Annotated in this window: 16 protein-coding genes; 13 read left to right on the top strand and 3 right to left on the bottom strand. The window is 74.8% G+C overall.

The genetic code is table 11. The annotated features are described in order from the left end of the window. Positions 1-256: 256 nt before the first annotated feature. Positions 257-1,357 carry an SLAC1 family transporter gene (locus tag EDD39_RS07200; RefSeq protein ID WP_123554113.1) on the bottom strand — a complete coding sequence of 367 codons (1,101 nt, stop codon included), beginning with the start codon at positions 1,355-1,357 and terminating at the stop codon, positions 257-259. Positions 1,358-1,427: 70 nt separating this feature from the next. On the opposite strand from EDD39_RS07200, the gene EDD39_RS07195 reads away from it, so the two are divergent. From EDD39_RS07195 to pyrE, 9 genes are all read left to right on the top strand, one after another. Then, the gene (locus tag EDD39_RS07195) at positions 1,428-2,357 is read left to right on the top strand and encodes a LysR family transcriptional regulator (RefSeq protein ID WP_123554111.1); all 930 of its coding nucleotides are present in this window, start codon (positions 1,428-1,430) and stop codon (positions 2,355-2,357) included. Between the two features lie 101 nt (positions 2,358-2,458). Continuing rightward, positions 2,459-5,062: an ATP-dependent chaperone ClpB gene (gene clpB, locus EDD39_RS07190; RefSeq protein ID WP_123560198.1), complete on the top strand. Its 2,604-nt coding sequence runs from the start codon at positions 2,459-2,461 to the stop codon at positions 5,060-5,062. Positions 5,063-5,241: 179 nt separating this feature from the next. After that, entirely contained in the window at positions 5,242-5,802 is a 561-nt protein-coding gene (locus tag EDD39_RS07185; RefSeq protein ID WP_123554109.1) for a type III secretion system chaperone family protein, read from the top strand. Between the two features lie 129 nt (positions 5,803-5,931). After that, entirely contained in the window at positions 5,932-7,248 is a 1,317-nt protein-coding gene (locus tag EDD39_RS07180) for a DUF4419 domain-containing protein (protein WP_123554107.1), read from the top strand. A gap of 68 nt (positions 7,249-7,316) precedes the next feature. Then, complete coding sequence (locus EDD39_RS07175; RefSeq protein ID WP_123554105.1) at positions 7,317-8,486, top strand: pyridoxal phosphate-dependent aminotransferase; 1,170 nt, start codon at positions 7,317-7,319, stop codon at positions 8,484-8,486. Positions 8,487-8,970: 484 nt separating this feature from the next. Then, on the top strand, positions 8,971-9,558 hold the full coding sequence (locus EDD39_RS07170) for a DUF2617 family protein (protein WP_123554104.1): 588 nt from the start codon (positions 8,971-8,973) through the stop codon (positions 9,556-9,558). Between the two features lie 79 nt (positions 9,559-9,637). After that, positions 9,638-11,323 (top strand): spermine/spermidine synthase domain-containing protein, encoded by a 1,686-nt coding sequence (locus tag EDD39_RS07165; protein ID WP_208765460.1) that lies wholly within the window; start codon positions 9,638-9,640, stop codon positions 11,321-11,323. 174 nt (positions 11,324-11,497) lie between these two features. Beyond that, entirely contained in the window at positions 11,498-12,379 is an 882-nt protein-coding gene (locus EDD39_RS07160; protein ID WP_123554102.1) for an SRPBCC family protein, read from the top strand. 62 nt (positions 12,380-12,441) lie between these two features. Next, positions 12,442-12,978, top strand: a complete 537-nt coding sequence (pyrE, locus tag EDD39_RS07155; protein ID WP_123554101.1) for an orotate phosphoribosyltransferase — start codon at positions 12,442-12,444, stop codon at positions 12,976-12,978. A 98-nt stretch (positions 12,979-13,076) separates the two neighbouring features. Here the strand turns inward: pyrE and EDD39_RS07150 are convergent, their stop codons facing one another. Further along, positions 13,077-13,805, bottom strand: a complete 729-nt coding sequence (locus EDD39_RS07150) for a DedA family protein (protein ID WP_030457554.1) — start codon at positions 13,803-13,805, stop codon at positions 13,077-13,079. Positions 13,806-14,072: 267 nt separating this feature from the next. On the opposite strand from EDD39_RS07150, the gene fbaA reads away from it, so the two are divergent. The 4 genes from fbaA to EDD39_RS07130 all read left to right on the top strand — a co-directional run bounded on the left by fbaA (position 14,073) and on the right by EDD39_RS07130 (position 17,790). Beyond that, on the top strand, positions 14,073-15,095 hold the full coding sequence (gene fbaA / locus EDD39_RS07145) for a class II fructose-bisphosphate aldolase (protein WP_123554099.1): 1,023 nt from the start codon (positions 14,073-14,075) through the stop codon (positions 15,093-15,095). A gap of 184 nt (positions 15,096-15,279) precedes the next feature. Next, complete coding sequence (locus EDD39_RS07140; RefSeq protein ID WP_100837278.1) at positions 15,280-15,705, top strand: DUF3151 domain-containing protein; 426 nt, start codon at positions 15,280-15,282, stop codon at positions 15,703-15,705. Positions 15,706-15,998: 293 nt separating this feature from the next. Then, the gene (locus tag EDD39_RS07135) at positions 15,999-16,838 is read left to right on the top strand and encodes a DUF3152 domain-containing protein (protein ID WP_123554097.1); all 840 of its coding nucleotides are present in this window, start codon (positions 15,999-16,001) and stop codon (positions 16,836-16,838) included. Positions 16,839-16,929: 91 nt separating this feature from the next. Further along, entirely contained in the window at positions 16,930-17,790 is an 861-nt protein-coding gene (locus EDD39_RS07130; protein WP_123554095.1) for a nucleic acid/nucleotide deaminase domain-containing protein, read from the top strand. Between the two features lie 18 nt (positions 17,791-17,808). On the opposite strand, the gene EDD39_RS07125 is transcribed toward EDD39_RS07130, so the two are convergent. Then, on the bottom strand, positions 17,809-18,621 hold the full coding sequence (locus EDD39_RS07125) for a maleylpyruvate isomerase family mycothiol-dependent enzyme (protein WP_162869960.1): 813 nt from the start codon (positions 18,619-18,621) through the stop codon (positions 17,809-17,811). Positions 18,622-18,673 lie beyond the last annotated feature (52 nt).

Below are 18,673 nucleotides of genomic sequence, written 5' to 3'. Positions count from 1 at the left end.
ATCTCGCCTTTCCCGGAATGCCCCCCTCCTCTGAGCGGCCATTCGCCGCTCGGCGGCGGGCGTCCGGAACGGTGGCGTCGCGGCGGCCCGGAATGTCACTGCCCCGGACCGGAATTCGGCAATCCTCCGCCGAATCCACCGATCCGGAATCCGTCGCACCGAATGCCGCCCGGCTCCCGGGCGCGGTCACCCGCCGTCCCGGCACCCGCCACCGTCAGGGCCGCCCGGGCCGCCCCGGGACCGCTCCGGGCGCACGTCAGAGCAGGCGGCCCGCCCGCAGGCCGGTCGCGGTCCGGGCCAGCGCCACCGCCCAGGCGGCGAGCAGCAGCAGGTAGAGCGCGGCGGCGAGGGCGGTGAATCCGCCGAATCCGGTGTGCCGGGCCAGCGCGGTGGCTCCGGTGACGAGGGTGCCGACCGGGAAGGTGAATGCCCACCAGGTCATTGCGAACGGCATTTCGGCACGCAGTGCACGCAGGTTGGCAACGAGTGCCACCGCCAGCCACAGCAGCGCGAATCCCATCACCGTGACGCCGTACACCTCGGCCAGCGCCCGGGCGGCGGCCGCCGCGCCGGGACCCGCGCCGGGCAGCGCGATCGGCACCGCGTCGGCGAACTGGTGGACGGCGGTGGTGGACTGGCCCAGCGGCCCGAGGACCAGGAACAGCGACGGGGTGAGCACCAGGGCGGGCAGCTTGCTGTGCAGCAGTCCGCCGAGGACCACCGGCAGCAGCGCCAGGGTGGCCAGCAGGCTGGCGCCGAACATCGCCACGCACCCGTACAGCAGCGCCTGCCGGGCCGCCCCCGCGGGCAGGTGCGGCACCAGGGCGGGGCCGAGCGCCGCGGACACCATCGGCGCGACCACCGGCAGCAGCCAGGTCGGGTTGGCCTCCAGCGCGGACAGCCGGTGCCGGGTGATCATCAGGTAGGGCAGCCCGGCGGCCACCACCAGCGCGTACCCGGTGCCCACCGTCCACAGCAGCACGTCCAGCGCGAGGGCCGGGCCGGTGCCGAGCAGCGGGCCGCCGACGGTCAGCGCGCCGTAGCCGACGGCCAGCAGGGCCATCGGCGGGCAGCCGTAGAAGACGGCGGCGGACGGGTCCTCCAGCAGGGTGCGCCGGGCCTGCTCGCGGTGCCGGGTCAGGTGGACGGCCCGGCCGGCCAGCAGGGCGGCCAGCATCAGCAGCGAGAGCGTCCAGACCGCCTCGGCGAGGGCGGTGCGGCCGGGGACGTCCACCGGCAGCGCGGCGGCGGCGTTGCCGGTGATCGCGGTGCCCATCACGGCGGCGTACCAGTTGGGTCCGAGCCGGGAGAGGTCGAGGGAGCGCAGGGTGGTGCGCGGCGCGAGGAGGGTTGCCATGGCTCCACCCTCCGCCGGTACCGGGGACGCGGGTAGCGAGCCGTCCGCTATGAGGACATAGCCTGGGCCTATGGCCCTCTCCCCGCACGTCCCGGAACTCGGCGCCCTGGAGCTGCTGCTCGCCGTGGCCCGGCTGGGCAGCGTCGGGCGGGCCGCCGCCGAACTGGGCGTCAGCCAGCCCGCCGCCAGCGCCCGGATCAAGGGCATGGAGCGGCAGATCGGGGTGGCGCTGCTGGAGCGCTCGCCGCGCGGCTCCCGGCCCACCGAGGCGGGCCGGCTGGTGGTCGAGTGGGCCCGGCAGGTGGTGGAGGCCGCGCAGGCGCTGGACGCCGGGATCGACGCGCTGCGCGGCCGCCGGGACGCCCGGCTGCGGGTGGTGGCCAGCCTGACCGTCGCCGAGTACCTGATGCCGGGCTGGCTGCTGGCCCTGAACGAGGCCAGCCCGGGCACCGCCGTCACGCTGCGCACCGCGAACTCGCACGACGTCGCCGCCCAGGTGCTGGCCGGCGAGGCCGACCTGGGCTTCGTCGAGGGCACCTCCACCCCGGCCGGCCTGTCCGGCGCGGTGGTGGCCGCCGACCGGCTGGTGGTGGTGGTCTCCCCCGAGCACCGCTGGGCCCGCCGCCGCGCCCCGGTCACCGGCGCCGAGCTGGCCGCCACCCCGCTGGTGCTGCGCGAGGTCGGCTCCGGCACCCGGGAGGTGCTGGAGGAGGCGCTGGCCCCGTACGGCGGCCCGGCGGCGCCCCGGCTGGAGCTGGCCTCCTCTACGGCGCTGAAGGCGGCCGCGATGACCGGAGCGGGCCCGGTCTGCCTGAGCGAGCTGGCGGTGAAGGAGGAGCTGGCCACCCGCCGGCTGGTGGCCGTTCCGCTGGACGGGCTGGAGCTGCAGCGCCCGCTGCGCGCGGTCTGGCCGGCCGGTCAGCGCCCGGCCGGACCGGCCCGCCAGCTGCTCGGGCTGACCCGGGCGGCCCGGCCCGCCGGGACCGCCCGGAAGAACTGAGCGGAAACCCTTCGCAAAACCTGAGCGGAATAGACTCAACTTAGTGCATGCTGTAGTCAGCAGACTCGCACCAGTCCCGAGACGAGAGGGGTATGCCCGCAGTGGACGCCAGTAAGTTCACCAGCAAGACGCAGGAGGCGCTGTCCTCCGCCATCCGGCAGGCCAGTGCCGCGGGGAACCCGGACGTCAAGCCGGTGCACATCCTGCTGGCCCTGCTCGACCAGCCGGAGGGCCTGGCCCGCCCGCTGCTGGAGGCCGTCGGGGCGGACGCCGCGCGCGTCACCGCCGCCGCCCGCCAGCAGGCCGCCGCCCTGCCCGCCGCCCAGGGCTCCACCGTCGCCGCGCCGAACCTCGCGCGCGACACCCTGGCCGTGCTGGAGGAGGCCGGGAAGCGCGCCGCCGACCTGGACGACCAGTACGTCTCCACCGAGCACCTGCTGGTCGGCCTGGCCGCCGAGGGCGGGCAGGTCTCCGAGCTGCTGAAGCAGCAGGGCGCCACCGCCAAGGCGCTGCTGTCCGCGTTCAAGGAGGTCCGCGGCAGCGCCCGGGTCACCTCGCCGGACCCGGAGGGCACCTACAAGGCCCTGGAGAAGTACGGCTCCGACCTGACGCAGGCCGCCCGGGACGGCAAGCTCGACCCGGTGATCGGCCGCGACCAGGAGATCCGCCGGGTGGTGCAGGTGCTCTCCCGGCGCACCAAGAACAACCCGGTGCTGATCGGCGAGCCCGGCGTCGGCAAGACCGCCGTGGTCGAGGGCCTGGCCCAGCGGATCGTCGCGGGCGACGTGCCCGAGTCGCTGCGCGGCAAGCGCCTGGTCTCGCTCGACCTGGCGGCGATGGTCGCGGGCGCGAAGTTCCGCGGCGAGTTCGAGGAGCGGCTGAAGGCCGTCCTGAACGACATCAAGGCCTCCGACGGCCAGGTGGTCACCTTCATCGACGAGTTGCACACCATGGTCGGCGCGGGCGCCGGCGGCGACTCCGCGATGGACGCGGGCAACATGCTCAAGCCGATGCTGGCCCGCGGCGAACTGCGGATGGTCGGCGCCACCACGCTGGACGAGTACCGCGAGCGGATCGAGAAGGACCCGGCCCTGGAGCGCCGCTTCCAACAGGTGATGGTCGGCGAGCCGACCGTCGAGGACACCATCGCGATCCTGCGCGGCCTCAAGGGCCGCTACGAGGCGCACCACAAGGTGGAGATCACCGACGCCGCCCTGGTCGCCGCGGCGACGCTGTCCAACCGGTACATCACCGCCCGCTTCCTGCCGGACAAGGCGATCGACCTGGTCGACGAGGCCGCCTCCCGGCTGCGGATGGAGATCGACTCCTCCCCGGTCGAGATCGACGAGCTGCAGCGCTCGGTCGACCGGCTGCGGATGGAGGAGCTGGCGCTGGAGAAGGAGTCCGACCCGGCCTCGGTCGAGCGGCTCGGCAAGCTCCGCCGCGACCTCGCCGACAAGCAGGAGCAGCTGAGCACCCTCAACGCCCGCTGGGAGCAGGAGAAGAAGTCGCTCAACCGGGTCGGCGAGCTCAAGGAGCGCCTCGACGACCTGCGCGGCGCCCTGGACCGCGCCCAGCGCGACGGCGACTTCGAGCGCGCCTCCAAGCTGCTGTACGCCGAGATCCCGGCCGCCGAGCGGGAGTTGACCGAGGCGCAGGACCGCGCGGCGGACGAGCCCAGCACCACCATGGTCAAGGAGCAGGTCGGCCCGGACGACGTGGCCGACGTGGTCGCGTCCTGGACGGGCATCCCGGCCGGCCGGCTGCTGGAGGGCGAGAGCGCCAAATTGCTGCGGATGGAGGAGGAGCTCGGCAAGCGCCTGATCGGCCAGCACGAGGCCGTCCGCGCCGTCTCCGACGCGGTGCGCCGCACCCGCTCCGGCATCGCCGACCCGGACCGTCCGACCGGCTCGTTCCTGTTCCTCGGCCCGACCGGCGTCGGCAAGACCGAACTCGCCAAGGCCCTGGCCGACTTCCTCTTCGACGACGAGCGCGCCATGGTCCGGATCGACATGAGCGAGTACGGCGAGAAGCACTCGGTCTCCCGCCTGGTCGGCGCCCCGCCCGGGTACGTCGGCTACGAGGAGGGCGGCCAGCTCACCGAGGCGGTCCGCCGCCGCCCGTACAGCGTGGTCCTGCTGGACGAGGTGGAGAAGGCCCACCCCGAGGTCTTCGACGTGCTGCTCCAGGTGCTCGACGACGGCCGGCTCACCGACGGCCAGGGCCGCACGGTGGACTTCCGCAACGCGATCCTGATCCTCACCTCCAACCTCGGCTCGTCGTACCTGGTCGACCCGAACACGCCGGAGGAGCGGAAGAAGGAGCTGGTGCTGGAGACGGTCCGGCAGTCCTTCAAGCCCGAGTTCCTGAACCGGCTGGACGACATCGTGGTCTTCGACCCGCTGGGCACCGAGGAGCTCAGCCGGATCGTCGACCTCCAGGTCGCCGCGCTGGCCCGCCGACTGCACGAGCGCCGGCTCACCCTGGACGTCACCCCGGCGGCGCGGGACTGGCTCTCGCTCACCGGCTACGACCCGGCGTACGGCGCCCGGCCGCTGCGCCGGCTGGTGCAGTCCGCGATCGGCGACCAGCTGGCGAAGGAGATCCTCTCCGGCCGGGTGCACGACGGCGAGACGGTCGTGGTCGACCACGACGGCGTCTCCGACCGGCTGAGCGTCGGGCCGCGCACCTCGCTGGACAAGTGACGATCCGTCACCGGATGCCGGTGCCGCCACGGCCGGCGGCACCGGCGGCACGGCCCGCCGGGACATGATCACGCGGCGGGCCGCACCCTGTGCCGCGGGCCCCGAATGAGGCAGGATGGAGGCCAGGAAAGGCGGCCCCCCATCGGCAGCCGACCGTGCACCGTGAAAGGGACACCCCCGTGAGCATCGACCCGTCGTCCATCCCGTCCTTCGGCCTGCCTCAGCCGCCGCAGGGGGGCGGCCAGCCCGGTGGCGCTCCGGCCGGACCGCCGGTGATCGTCCCGGACCAGAACCTGGTGGCCCAGCTGCTCGACCAGATGCAGCTCAAGCACGTGGTGGACGAGGAGGGCGACCTCACCGCCCCCTGGGAGAACTTCCGCGTCTACTACATGTTCCGCGGCGACCACAAGGAGCTGTTCGCGGTCCGCGCGTTCTACGACCGCCCGTTCCCGCTCGAGCAGAAGCCCGAGATCCTCGCCCTGATCGACGAGTGGAACCGCGAGACCCTGTGGCCCAAGGTCTACACCCACACCCACGACGACGGCATCGTCCGGCTGATCGGTGAGTCCCAGATGATCGTCGGCAGCGGCGTCAACCTGGAGTACTTCGTCGGCACCACCGCCAACTGGACCCAGGCCGCGGTCGGCTTCGAGCAGTGGATGGCCGAGCAGCTCGGCGACCAGGCCAAGCCCGCCGACGGCGAGGCCGCCCCCGAGGACGGCCCGGCCGACGAGGCCTGAGCCCCGCCCCGCACCCCGAACGGGCCCGCCCCTGCACCCGCAGGGGCGGGCCCGTCCGCGTGAACGCCCCACCCGCACCACGACGCCCCGCCCGGAGGACGCGCCCGGGCCCGCTCCCGGGAGGCCGCGATGGCCGTCGAGATCGACCTGCCGCTCGCCGCGGACCCCGCGGCGGACGCCCGGGCGGCCCGGCTCGCCGAACTCGGCAACGACGCCTTCCTGCGGGCCGCCGTCGGCGAGCCGCACACCGTCCACCACCGCTCCACCGACCGGCTGCTCGGCGACCCGCAGGCCCCCCGGTCCGCGGACTCCGCCGCCAGCCTGCTGATCCGCGCCCTGCACCTGTGCTTCGGCGCGCACCTGCCGCTGAGCCTCTCCCCCGACCTGCTCTGGTACGCGGTGGTGCACGAGGTCGCCGTCCACGTCCGGCTGAACGCCGACACCCACGCCGGGCTGTTCACCGACACCCCCGGCGCGAAGCCCGCCCTCACCGTCCGGGACGACGAGCTGACCGGCTCCGCCGACTGGCGGCGCTCGCTGCACCTCGTCCAGCAGCCGCTCCGGGAGCGGATCGGCGCGGACACCGCGGAGCTGTTCCGGCCGGACTTCTCCACCACCGGCCCCGCCGAGTCCTGCGCCGCCCTGGTCGCGCTGATGGACGTGGTCAGCCCGTACTACGACTTCCGCTGGGTCACCCTGTGCGGCATCCCGCGGATCCGGCTGGAGGGCACCGCACGGGACTGGCGGCTGCTGGCCGACCGGGTGGACGGGCTGGCGGAACGCTTCGCGGGCCTGCGGCCCTGGCTGGAGGCGCTGCGGCCGGTGCTCGCCGAGATCGCCGCCACCGCGGCCGGCGGGCCGGTCGACCGGGGGTTCTGGCGCTCGATCTACAAGTGGGAGTCCCGCTCCGGCTCCGCCGCGGTGACCGGCTGGATCACCCGGTTCTTCGCCCACCGCTACGACGGCGGGGCGCCCGTCCCGGCCGTGGCCGGGCGGATCGAGGACGGGTGCTTCCCCGCCCACCTGTCCGTGGTCCCGTTCGAGTGGCAACTGCCGGGCGGCACCCACCGGATGGCCTTCGTCGGCGGCGTCCTGGGCATCGAGCGCGACCAGGAGTGGGTCCGCCCCCGGCTCGGCTTCGCCGTGCTCCTCCGCACCGCCCCGCCGCTGCCCGCCGACTGGACCCTCGACGACGTCCGCGCCGCCACCGGCCGCAGCGACGTCACCCTGCTCACGGGCGGGCAGGTGGTCGGCTTCACCGCGGAGCACCGCCCGCTGCCCGCCACCCGCGCCCTGGTCTTCGGCGACCCGGGCGGCGACGCCTGCACCGCGCTGCTGGAGTCCGGCGGGCTCTGGTACCCGGCCGAGTGCTACGGGCCCGAGATCGTGGCCCGGGACACCGCCGGCAGGACGCTCGCCGAGGCGCTCCGGGCCGTCCCGCGCTGAGGGGCCTTGGCGGGTGCTGCGCGCGGCTGGATGATGGGGCCCGACCACCCGTCTGTGAGGAGCCACCGATGAGCACCAGGCCGCTGCTGAACCGCCGGCTGGAGGGCATGGGCACGACGATCTTCGCCGAGATGTCGGCCCTGGCCACCGCGACCGGTTCGATCAACCTCGGCCAGGGCTTCCCGGACACCGACGGGCCGGAGGAGGTCCGCGAGGCCGCGGTGCGGGCGCTGCGCGCGGGCCTGGGCAACCAGTACCCGCCGGGGCCGGGCGTCCCCGAGCTGCGCGCCGCGATCGCCGAGCACCAGCAGCGGTTCTACGGCCTCTCCCACGACCCGGACACCGAGGTGCTGGTCACCGCCGGCGCCACCGAGGCGATCGCCGCCGCCCTGCTGGCCCTGTTGGAGCCCGGGGACGAGGTGATCGCCTTCGAGCCGTTCTACGACTCCTACGCCGCCTGCATCGCCATGGCCGGCGCGGTCCGCGTCCCGCTCACCCTGCGCGCCCCCGCGTTCCGGCCCGACCTGGACGAGCTGCGCTCCCTGATCACCCCGCGCACCCGGCTGCTGCTCGTCAACACCCCGCACAACCCGACCGGCACCGTCCTCACCCCCGAGGAACTCGCCGCCGTCGCCGAACTCGCCGTAGAGCACGACCTGTTGGTCATCACCGACGAGGTCTACGAGCACCTGGTCTTCACCGGCGCCCACCACCCGCTCGCCGCCCTCCCCGGCATGCGCGAACGCACCGTGGCGATCTCCTCGGCCGGCAAGACCTTCTCCTTCACCGGCTGGAAGGTCGGCTGGGTCACCGGCACGCCCGCACTGGTCTCCGCCGTCCGGACCGCCAAGCAGTACCTCACGTACGTCTCGGCCGGCCCGTTCCAGTACGCCGTCGCCGAGGCCCTGCGCCTGCCCGACAGCTACTACGCCGACTTCCGCGCCGACCTGCACCGCAAGCGCGACCTGCTCGCCGCGGGCCTCGCCGCCGCCGGTTTCCGGGTCTTCGAGCCGCAGGGCACGTACTTCATCACCACCGACATCACCCCGCTCGGCGAGAAGGACGGCACCGCGTTCTGCCGCACCCTCCCCGAGCGCTGCGGCGTGGTCGCCATTCCGAACGCGGTCTTCTACGACGACACCGAGGCCGGTCTCAGCCAGGTCCGGTTCGCCTTCTGCAAGCGGACCGAGGTGCTGGAGGAGGCGGTGGAGCGCCTGCACGGCCTGCGCGCCCGGTAGCGGACCCGCCCGGCCCCGGTGACGGCAGCACGCCGTCACCGGGGCCTTCGCACGCCCGTCACCGGGTTCCTCGGCCGGTGCGGCGCGGTCCAGGCCGGCGGCCGCCCCGGTTCCCGGGGCGGGACGGAGCGCCCGGCGACGGCCGGGGGCGGGCGGGGACGGGTGGGCGCTGGGGTGTGCGGGGTGCACCACCGGCGCGCACGGCGCGTGACACCCGCGCAGGGGAGTGCGGTGAGCAGAGTGCAACTCGGGACCGATCACACCCAGTCGGGCACAGGCCCCAGAACGGTGAATGAGTGCCAAACATGGGTAAATCCCTGACGGACCCGGAGAATTCGTGCTTCTCTGCTGCTGAATCTCCAGCCGGAATCCTTCCTTCCACGGTCGGCCGCGCCCCGGATCGGACAGTCTCGAACAGCCTCACGGATGAGGGGCGGACTCCGGTCCCAGGGGGCGCGCACGGAGCTGAAACGCGGAGCCGAGCATGCTCACCACCCTGCAGACCTCCTACACGGACACCCGCGCCGGCGACCTGGCCTGGCAGCTGGGCGGCGAACCGCTGCCCGCGCTGGCCGTCCGCGACCTCAGACTCGACGGCGCCCCCGGCGCCCCGGACGGCCTCCGGGGCACCCTCCAGCTGCGGCTGCTGGGCGCCTCGCACCAGGTGGTGCTGGCGGCCGGCCCGGGCGACTGCCTGGAGACGGTGGCCTGCCTGCCGGGCCGCCGCACCCCGCTGCCCGCCCGGGTCGCGGAGCAGGTGGCCGGCTGGGAGTACGAGTTCGCCGCCCGGATCGAGGAGCTGCCGCCGTACGTGTTCGAGGCCCGGGCCCAGGAGCTGCTGGCCCTGGTCGAGGGGCACCCGCGGGCGCTGGCGGGGGTCTTCCCGGGCGACCCGAGCGCCTTCACCGCGCTGGTCGCGCACTGCGAGGACCGCCGGGTGCACTGGCGGACGTGGCACGCCTACCCGCAGGAGGGCCGACTGGTGTGCACCCGTTCCTCGCTCTCGCTGCCGGGCGTCGCACCGGCCGACGGCCCGGCCGGGCCCGGGGAACCGGCGCAGGTCGGCTGGTGAGCGGACGTCAACCCGGCACCCCGCCCTGTCCCCCGGATGGGTGCAGCCATTCACCCGGGCTCTCGCCTAGCGTTCATTCATGATCAACCACCCGGTCGGACGGCCCGCGCAGCCGGGTCCGGACGCCGCCCCGCCCCCGCCCGCGGCCGACCCCCGGCCCACCGCCCCGCGCGCCGCGGGCCCCGGCGGCGCGGTCCGGGCCGGCGGCGCCGTACCGACGGCGGTGGCTCCCCGTCCGGCCCGGATCCTGGTCCTGCTGGCCGCGTTCGTCTGCGCGGCCTGCGGCCTGGTGTACGAACTCGAACTGGTCGCCCTCGGCGGCTACCTGCTGGGCGACTCGGTCACCCAGACCTCCGTGGTGCTGTCGGTGATGGTGTTCGCCATGGGCGTCGGCTCGCTGCTCGCCAAGGGCCTCACCCGCCGCCCGGCCACCTCCTTCGCGCTGGTCGAGTACGCGCTGTCGCTGGTCGGCGGCCTGTCCGCGCTCGCCCTGTACTGCGGCTGGGCCTGGCTGCACCAGCCGCGCGCCACCCTGGTGGCGCTGATCGCCGCCACCGTGCTGATCGGCCTGCTGATCGGCGCCGAGATCCCGCTGCTGATGACGCTGATCCAGCGGATCCGGCAGGAGCACGCCGGCCGCGCCGTCGCCGACCTGTTCGCCGCCGACTACGTGGGCGCGCTGATCGGCGGCCTGGCCTTCCCGTTCGTACTGCTGCCCGCCCTCGGCCAGACCGCCGGGGCGCTGCTGACCGGCGCGGTGAACGCGGTGGCGGGCGCCGCCGTGGTGCTCTGGCTGTTCCGCACCGAGCCCGCCCCGCGCACCCGGCTGCTGCTGTGGACCGGCTGCGGCCTGGTGCTGGCCCTGCTCGCGCTGGCCGCCGCCTGCACCGGCGCGATCGAACGGGCCGCCCGGCACGCGCTGTACGGCGGCCCGATCCGGTTCGCCACCCAGAGCCGCTACCAGGAGATCGTGCTGGCCGGCGGCGCGGACGAGGCCCCCCGGGTGCCCGCGCAGCGCGGCGCGCCGCCGCTGGAGCTGTTCCTGGACGGCCGGCTGGCGGTCTGCGGCCCCGACGAGTACCGCGACCACGAGGCGCTGGTGCGCCCCGCGCTGGCCGCCGGGCCGAGCGGCCGGGTGCTGGTGCTGGGCGGCGACGGCCTGGCGCTGCGCGAGGTGCTGCTGCACCCGGCGGTGCGCAGCGTGCTGGTGGTGGAGCGGGACCCGGAGCTGTCCGGGCTGGCCCGCCGGGACGCCGCGTTCGCCGCGCTCACCGGGAACGCCTTCGACGACCCGCGGGTGCGGCTGGTCCAGGCCGAGCCGATGGGCTGGCTGCGCGGGTCCGCCGAGCGGTTCGACGTGATCGTCTCGGACCTGGACGGCGCCGTCTCGGGCGGCAAGTACCGCTCGCTGGAGTTCTTCGGCCTGGCCGCCGGACGGCTGGCCCCCGAGGGCCGGCTGGCGGTCCGCGGCGGGGCGCCGGACGCCCCGGGCGGCGGGCTGTGGGCGGACGAGTCCGGGCTGGCCGCCGCGGGCCTGTCGGCCGTCGCGTACCGGGCGGGCGGACCGTCCGGCGAGGACTGCGGGGAGCCGGGCCCGGCCTCGGCCTTCCTGCTGGCCGCCCGCACCGCCCCCGGCCTGGGCCTGTCCCCGGACGTCCCGGCCCCGCGCTCGCTGACGGTGCCCGCGCTGCGGGCCGCCGAGGCCCGGCTGGCCGCCGGCCGGCCGTCCCCGCTGCCGCCGCCGCACACCCTGCTGGGGCCGTGAGCCGCACACCCTGCCGGGGCCGTGAACCGGCCTGCGCCACCGGGCAGTTCGGGCCGCGCACCGGGCCGCCGGGGCGGCCGGGCCCGGTGCGCGCTGCGCCCATTGGCGGGTTGGTCGGCCCGGCTTCGCGTGGAGGGCTCGGCACGGCGGCGGGCGGTCGGTAGGCTCGCCGGTATGGAGCATGAGGTTGTCGTCCCGGTGCCCGCCGAGGTGGTCCGGGAAGCGCTGCTGGACCGTGAGCTGCTGGCCCGCTGCGTGCCGGGGCTGAGCGCGGTCGCGTCGGCGTCCGCCCCCGAGGGGGCCGACAGCCGGCTCAGGATCCGGGTCGCCGGGTCCACCATCACCTTCGCCGGCCGGCTGACCGTGGGCGACTGGCAGGACGGCGCGCTCGCCGTGCGGCTGAGCGGCGAGGAGATCCGCGGCGCGGCCCCGGTGGCCGCCGGCCTGCGGATCACCCTGGCCGAGCGCACCGGCGAGACCGCGGTCCGGTTCGCCACCGAGCTGACCGCCGCGGGCCGGCTGGCCGGTTTCGAGGCCGAGGCGCTGGAGGCGACCGGCCGCCGGCTGATCGACCGGGCGGTGGCGGCCCTGGTCGCCGAGGTGTCCGAGCCCGCCGACCGGGACGGCGAGGACGCGGACGACGACCCGGCCGACGGCGCGACGGTGGTCTTCCTGGACGAGCGCGAGCGCGGCCAGGACCTCGACGACGACCTCTCCGACCTGATCTCCTTCGACGACGCGGACGACCTGCCCGCCCCGGTGCCCGCCGCCCCGCGCCCGGAACCCGGCTACGACCAGGAGGGCGCCCCGGTGCGGCGCAGCATCGTCGGCCGCTCCGCGGAGGAGGTCGACCACGCCCCGCCGCACGGCCGGTACGCGCCCGCCCCGCCGGCCCACAGCGCCCGGGCCCGGGCGGCCTCCCGCTGGGGCGGCTCGGAGCCGACGCTGCTGCCCGGCGCGCACGGCGAGCGCAGCGCGCTGCCGTGGATGATCGGCGGCGGGGTGGCGCTGATCGGCGGCGCGGTGGTGCTGGTCCGGGCCCTGCGGCGGCGCTGAGTGCCGTAGTGGGTGCCCGCGACGCCGCCCTCCATGTGCCGGTCGGTCTAAGCTGGCTGTCCATGAGCAACGACCGCGACGCCCTGCTGGCGCAGATCAAGGACAAGGCCGTCGTGCACGGCAAGGTCACCCTCTCCTCCGGCCTGGAAGCCGACTACTACGTCGACCTGCGCCGGATCACGCTGGACGCCGAGGCGGCGCCGCTGGTCGGCAAGGTGATGCTGGACGCGGCCGCGGACCTGGAGTTCGACGCGGTGGGCGGCCTGACCCTGGGCGCCGACCCGGTGGCCGCGGCGATGCTGCACGCGGCGGCGGCCCGCGGCCGCAAGCTGGACGCCTTCGTGGTCCGCAAGGCGGGCAAGGCGCACGGCCTGCAGCGCCGGATCGAGGGCCCGGACGTGAAGGGCCGCCGGGTGCTGGCGGTGGAGGACACCTCGACCACCGGCGGCTCGGTGCTGACCGCCGTGGAGGCGCTGCGCGAGGCGGGCGCCGAGGTGGTCGGCGTCGCGGTGATCGTGGAGCGCGGCGCGGCCCCGGCGATCGCCGGGGCGGGCCTGCCGTACGTCACCGCCTACACCCTGGACGACCTCGGGCTCTGAGCCTCCGGCCGGCCCGCGTTCCACGTGGAACAACGGCGAGGGCCCCGACCACCGGGTGGTGGTCGGGGCCCTCGCCGTTGCCGGGCCGGGGCCGCGGCTCAGTGCTTGCGGTGGCGGCCGCTGGAGACCGGCTCGCCCTGCTGCGCGGCGGCGGTGCCGCCCTCGGCCGCGGCGGCCTTCTTCTTCTTCCGGTCGCGGATCACCTCGACGAAGATCGGCGAGACCGAGATCAGGATGATCAGCGCCATCGCGGGCAGCAGGTACTTGTCGATCACCGGGGCGAGCTGGTCGCCGGTGAAGTAGCCGATCAGCAGCATGGTCTCGGTCCACAGCACCGCGCCCACGACGTTCCAGACGAAGAAGGTCTTGGCGGGCATCTGCAGGGTGCCGGCGACCGGGTTCAGGAAGGTCCGCACGATCGGGATGAAGCGGGCCATCACCACGGCCTTGGCCGGGCCGAACTTCTCGAAGTACTCCTCCGCCTTGCCCACGTACTCGGGCCGGAAGATCTTCGAGTTCGGCTTGTCGAACATCTTCGGGCCGACCTTGCGGCCGAGCAGGTGCCCGAGTTGCGCCCCGACGATCGCGCACAGCGGCGCGCCGATCAGCAGGACGGCGATGTTCATCTGGGCCCCGGGGCCGAGCACCTTCTCGGCGGCACCTGAGGCGGCGACGCCGGCCAGGATCAGCAGCGAGTCACCGGGGAAGAAGAACCCGACCAGCAGGCCGGTCTCGGCGAAGATGATCGCCAGGATCCCGATGGCGCCGACGGAGGCGACGAGCTGTTTGGCGTCAAGGACATTGACGGCGAGCTGGATGTGTTCCACGCGCGCAGGATAGCCCGTACTGCTTTGCGAAGCCTTAACCGGCGGCCCGCGGGCGGCGGCGCGCGGGGGTTCCACCGGTCGGCCGTCCCAAGTGGCGGGCCGCTGGGTGTGTCCGGAGGGGGAGTCTGGGAGGATGGCCGAGGTGTCCGGCCCGCGGTCGAGCTGCCACCCTCATCGCTCGTACCGCATCGATGTCGTGAACCACAGGCGTATCGAGCCTTCGGACAGCGTCGTCCGATCGCCCCACACCGACAGGAGCGGATTCGCATGCCCATCGCAACTCCCGAGGCCTACAACGAGATGCTCGACCGGGCCAAGGCGGGCAAGTTCGCCTACCCGGCCATCAACGTCACCTCGACGCAGACCCTGCACGCCGCCCTGCGCGGCTTCGCCGAGGCCGAGAGCGACGGCATCATCCAGATCTCCACCGGTGGTGCGGAGTTCCTGGGTGGCCAGTACAACAAGGACATGGTGACCGGCGCCGTCGCGCTGGCCGAGTTCGCGCACATCGTCGCGGCCAAGTACGACATCACCGTGGCCCTGCACACCGACCACTGCCCGAAGGACAAGCTGGACGGCTACGTCCGCCCGCTGATCGCCGTCTCCGCCGAGCGGGTGGCCCGCGGCGAGAACCCGCTGTTCCAGTCGCACATGTGGGACGGCTCGGCCGAGACCCTGGCCGACAACCTGGCCATCGGCCAGGAGCTGCTGGCCCAGGCCGCCGCCGCCCGGATCATCCTCGAGGTCGAGATCACCCCGACCGGCGGCGAGGAGGACGGCGTCACCCACGAGATCAACGACGAGCTGTACACCACCGTCGCCGACGCGGTGCGCACCGCCGAGGCCCTCGGCCTGGGCGAGAAGGGCCGCTACCTGCTGGCCGCCTCGTTCGGCAACGTGCACGGCGTCTACAAGCCGGGCAACGTCGTGCTCCGCCCGGAGCTGCTCGCCGACCTGCAGGCCGAGATCGGCAAGCAGTACGGCAAGCAGGACCCGTTCGACTTCGTCTTCCACGGCGGCTCCGGCTCCACCGAGCAGGAGATCCTGACCGCGCTGGAGAACGGCGTCGTCAAGATGAACCTCGACACCGACACCCAGTACGCCTTCACCCGCCCCGTCGTGGACCACGTGTTCCGCAACTACGACGGCGTGCTGAAGGTCGACGGCGAGGTCGGCAAGAAGAGCACCTACGACCCGCGCACCTGGGGCAAGCTGGCCGAGGCCGGCATGGCCCACCGCGTCACCGAGGCCGCGCAGCAGCTGCGCTCGGCCGGCAAGCGCATGAAGTAGGGCGCCCGCGCGCCCGCCGCCGGAGCCCCCGCGTCCCAGCCCCGGGACGCGGGGGCTCCGCCGTTCCCGGGGCGTTCCGGGCCACCGGGGTGTTCCGGGCCACCGGGCTTCCGCTGCCGTCCGGACCGGAAGTTCCGGCCGGACCCGGTCGGTCCGGCCGGGACGGGTGGCAGACTGGCACACCATGGAGATGCACAAGAACCTGCTCGACGGCCCCGAGCCGACCCTCCTGCCCGAGGAGGAGCAGCCCTACCGGATGCTCGCCGAGGAGTCCGCCTCGCCGACCCAGGTCGCCGCCGAGTACCCGGCGTTCTGCCTGGCCTGGGCGATGCTCGCGGACGACGCCTTCGCCGCCGGCCGGACGGTGGAGTCCTACGCCTACGCCCGCACCGGCTACCACCGCGGCCTGGACGCGCTGCGCCGCAACGGCTGGCACGGACACGGCCCCGTCCCGTGGGAGCACCGCGGCAACCGCGGCTTCCTGCGCTGCCTGGCGGCGCTCGCCCGGGCCGCCGGGGCGATCAAGGAGACCGAGGAGGAGGCCCGCTGCTGGCAGTTCCTGAAGGACAGCAGCGCCGAGGCGTACACCGTGCTCAAGCAGGAGCACTGAGCGGCGGCCCCGTGCCTACCGGACGGGCCGTCCCCCACCAGGGGGGCGGCCCGTTCCCGTGGGCGGGCCCGGCTCTCGACTCCCCGTCGCCGCAAGGGACTGGCCCGGTCCGCCGACCGCTGCCCCGGCCCGGCCGTCCGCCGGCTGCCGGTGCCGCCCCCGCGCCGAGCGGGGAGCCGGACGACCGGATCGGGGGCCGACCCGGAACCAAACGGGGCCATACCGCGTATGTTCTCGATGCGGCCCGCTCCCGGGTGGGCCGTCCACACTGTCACCACCCCGGGGGGACCCAGATGCGCGCAGCCCGCAGGAGCATCCGCCGTCGGCGTGCCCGCCGCCGGGCGGTCCTCGCCGTGGGCTGCGTCCTGGCCTTCGGCGTGCTGGGCACCGCCGGGTACGTCGCCCTGCGCCCCACCGTCGCCGGGCGGGCCGACGACGCGTCCCTGCAGGCCCGCCCTCTCACCCCGCCGCTGACCGACTCCCCCTCCCCCGCGCCGTCGCCGACACCGTCCCCGACGCCTCCGCCGAGCACGTCGCCACCTGCCTCCAGTGCGCCGCCGCAGATCGTCGGGCACGGCAGCGGCGACTTCACCAGCGCCACCGCCTCCGGCGGCCGGGTCGGCAGCGGTGCGACCCTGCGCCGCTACCGGGTGGAGGTGGAGGACGGCATCGGCATCGACCCGAACGGCGCCGCGGCCGCCGTCCAGGCCGTGCTCGCCGACCCGCGCAGCTGGACCACCGACAGGCGCGACAGCTTCCAGCTGGTCTCCTCCGGCAGCTACGACTTCACCGTCAAGATCGCCTCCCCGGACACCGCGGACGCCATCTGCGCGACCGGCGGCCTCAACACCCGCGGCGAGGTGAACTGCGACGTCGGCAAGCAGGTGGTGGTCAACTCCAAGCGCTGGCTGACCGGTTCACCCGAGTTCGACGGCCCGCTGGCCGACTACCGGGCCCTGATCATCAACCACGAGGTCGGCCACCGGATCGGCCACGGCCACGAGACCTGCCCCGGCAAGGGCAAGCCCGCCCCCGCGATGATGCAGCAGATCTACGGCCTCAAGGGCTGCACCGCCAACGCCTGGCCCTACGACGCCGACGGCAGCTACCTGAGCGGCCCGGCCGTCCCCTGACCCCGGCCCCTCGCACACCTCGCACCCCTCGCGCACCGGACTCCGCCGGCCCGTCGGCTACGGTTGCTGCCCCCGACCGAACGACGGAGCCATGACCACCGAACCCACCCAGCGCCTGCTCGACCGCTTCGGCCCGACCGGCCTGCACCGGCCCGCCCCCGCCGAACTCGCCGCCACCGCGGTGCCCGCCGAGGCGGCCGCGCTGCTCTCCGCCGCCGGGCTGCCGCTGCAGGTCGGGCCGTACTTCGCCGCCGACCCCGGCCGGCCGGTGCGGCTCGCCGACTGGGCCCGCGCGGTCGGCCGGTCCGTGGACGGCCGCCCCGAGGCCGACTGGGCCCGGCTGGGCAGCGACCGCGGGGCCGAGCTGTGCGTGGACGACGCGGGCCGGGTCCGGGCGGTGTACGTGGCCCTCCAGGGGCCGTCGGTGCCGGTCAACGCCTCGCTCGGGGCGTTCCTCGACAACCTGTGCACGCTGGACGAGAACCTGCGGGCGCTGGCCGCCGCCGAGCAGCCGGACGAGGTGTTCCGGCTGTTCTCGGCCGCGGAGGGCCGGCTGCGCGGCACCGACCTGCGCGCCTTCGAGAGCGACGAGCAGTGGTGGCCCCGGGTGCTGGAGGACGTCCGGCACACCCGGGGCGTGCCGGGCTACGCGGCGTTCAAGGTCCGCGGGCAGGACGGCGAGCCGCAGATCGTCACCGCCGACGGCTCGCTCGCCCTGCACGCCGAGGAGGCGCTGTGGCACCGGCTGTCCGCGGCCGGCCTCGACCCGGACGACGTGCTCGAGGTCTACACCGAACTGCAGGCCTGCCTGATGCCGGGCCACTACTGCGCCGTGTGGCTGGGCCGGACGTTCCCGAACGCCGCGTTCAGCCACAGCTACGACTACGGCGACACCGCGGCCGAACGCGAGGCGGGCGTAAGGGAGTTGGCCGCCGCGCTGACCGAGGGCTGAGCGTCGGGGGCCGAGCGCTCAGCCCAGCACCGGCAGGTAGCCGCTGAGGTCGCTGCGCTCGCCGCTGGCGGTGAGCGCGGTGTCGAGGGCGTCGGCCCAGGCGAGGCGGCCGGTGGCGAGCCGGATCCAGGTCAGCGGGTCGGTCTCGACCACGTTGGGCGGGGTGCCCCGGGTGTGCCTGGGGCCCTCGACGGCCTGCACCACCGCGTACGGCGGGATGCGCAACTCGACTGCGCCGCCCGGCACTTGGACGGCGAAGGCGTCGGCGAGCAGCCGGGCGGCGGAGGCCAGCGCGAAGCGGTCGTGCGGGAAGGCGTCCAGGCCCAGCGCGTCGGCCAGGTCGTCGGCGTGCACCACCGTCTCGACCAGCCGGGTGACCAGGAAGTCCGCCAGCGGCATCGGGCCGAACCGCATCGGGATGATCCGGCCGGGCTCGCGGCCCTCGTCGCTGTCCAGGGCCTTCCACAACTCGCCGATCTGCCGGTCGAGTTCGCCGGACACCTGGGCGGCGTCCCCGGCGAACTGCTCGGCCACCAGCTCGACCGCGGTGGCGTCGATGACGGCGGCCGCGGTGCGGGTCTGCGAGGCCCAGTACAGCGGGGTGATCGGGGCCTGCGGCGGCAGCGGGTCGTGCAGGTGCAGCGGCACCCAGCTGGCCACCATGCCGAGGTGGGCGACGAGTTCGCGCACCCGCCACTCCCCCAGCCGGGTGGGATGGGCGAGCCGCTCGTCGTCCAGTTCCCGGACGGCGGCGGCGATCGCGTCGAGCTGCCCGGTGAGCGCGGCGCGCACCTTCACCGGGTCGTAGGTTCGGGGCTTCACGGTAGGCATGCCCGCAGCGTACAAAACGCCGACGGGCGGCCGGCCCGAATAAATCCGGTCC

The sequence above is a fragment of the Kitasatospora cineracea genome (assembly GCF_003751605.1).
Taxonomy (GTDB): Bacteria; Actinomycetota; Actinomycetes; order Streptomycetales; family Streptomycetaceae; genus Kitasatospora; species Kitasatospora cineracea.
Note: the sequence above shows the minus strand (reverse complement) of the source record. Positions and strands in the feature narration are given on the sequence as shown.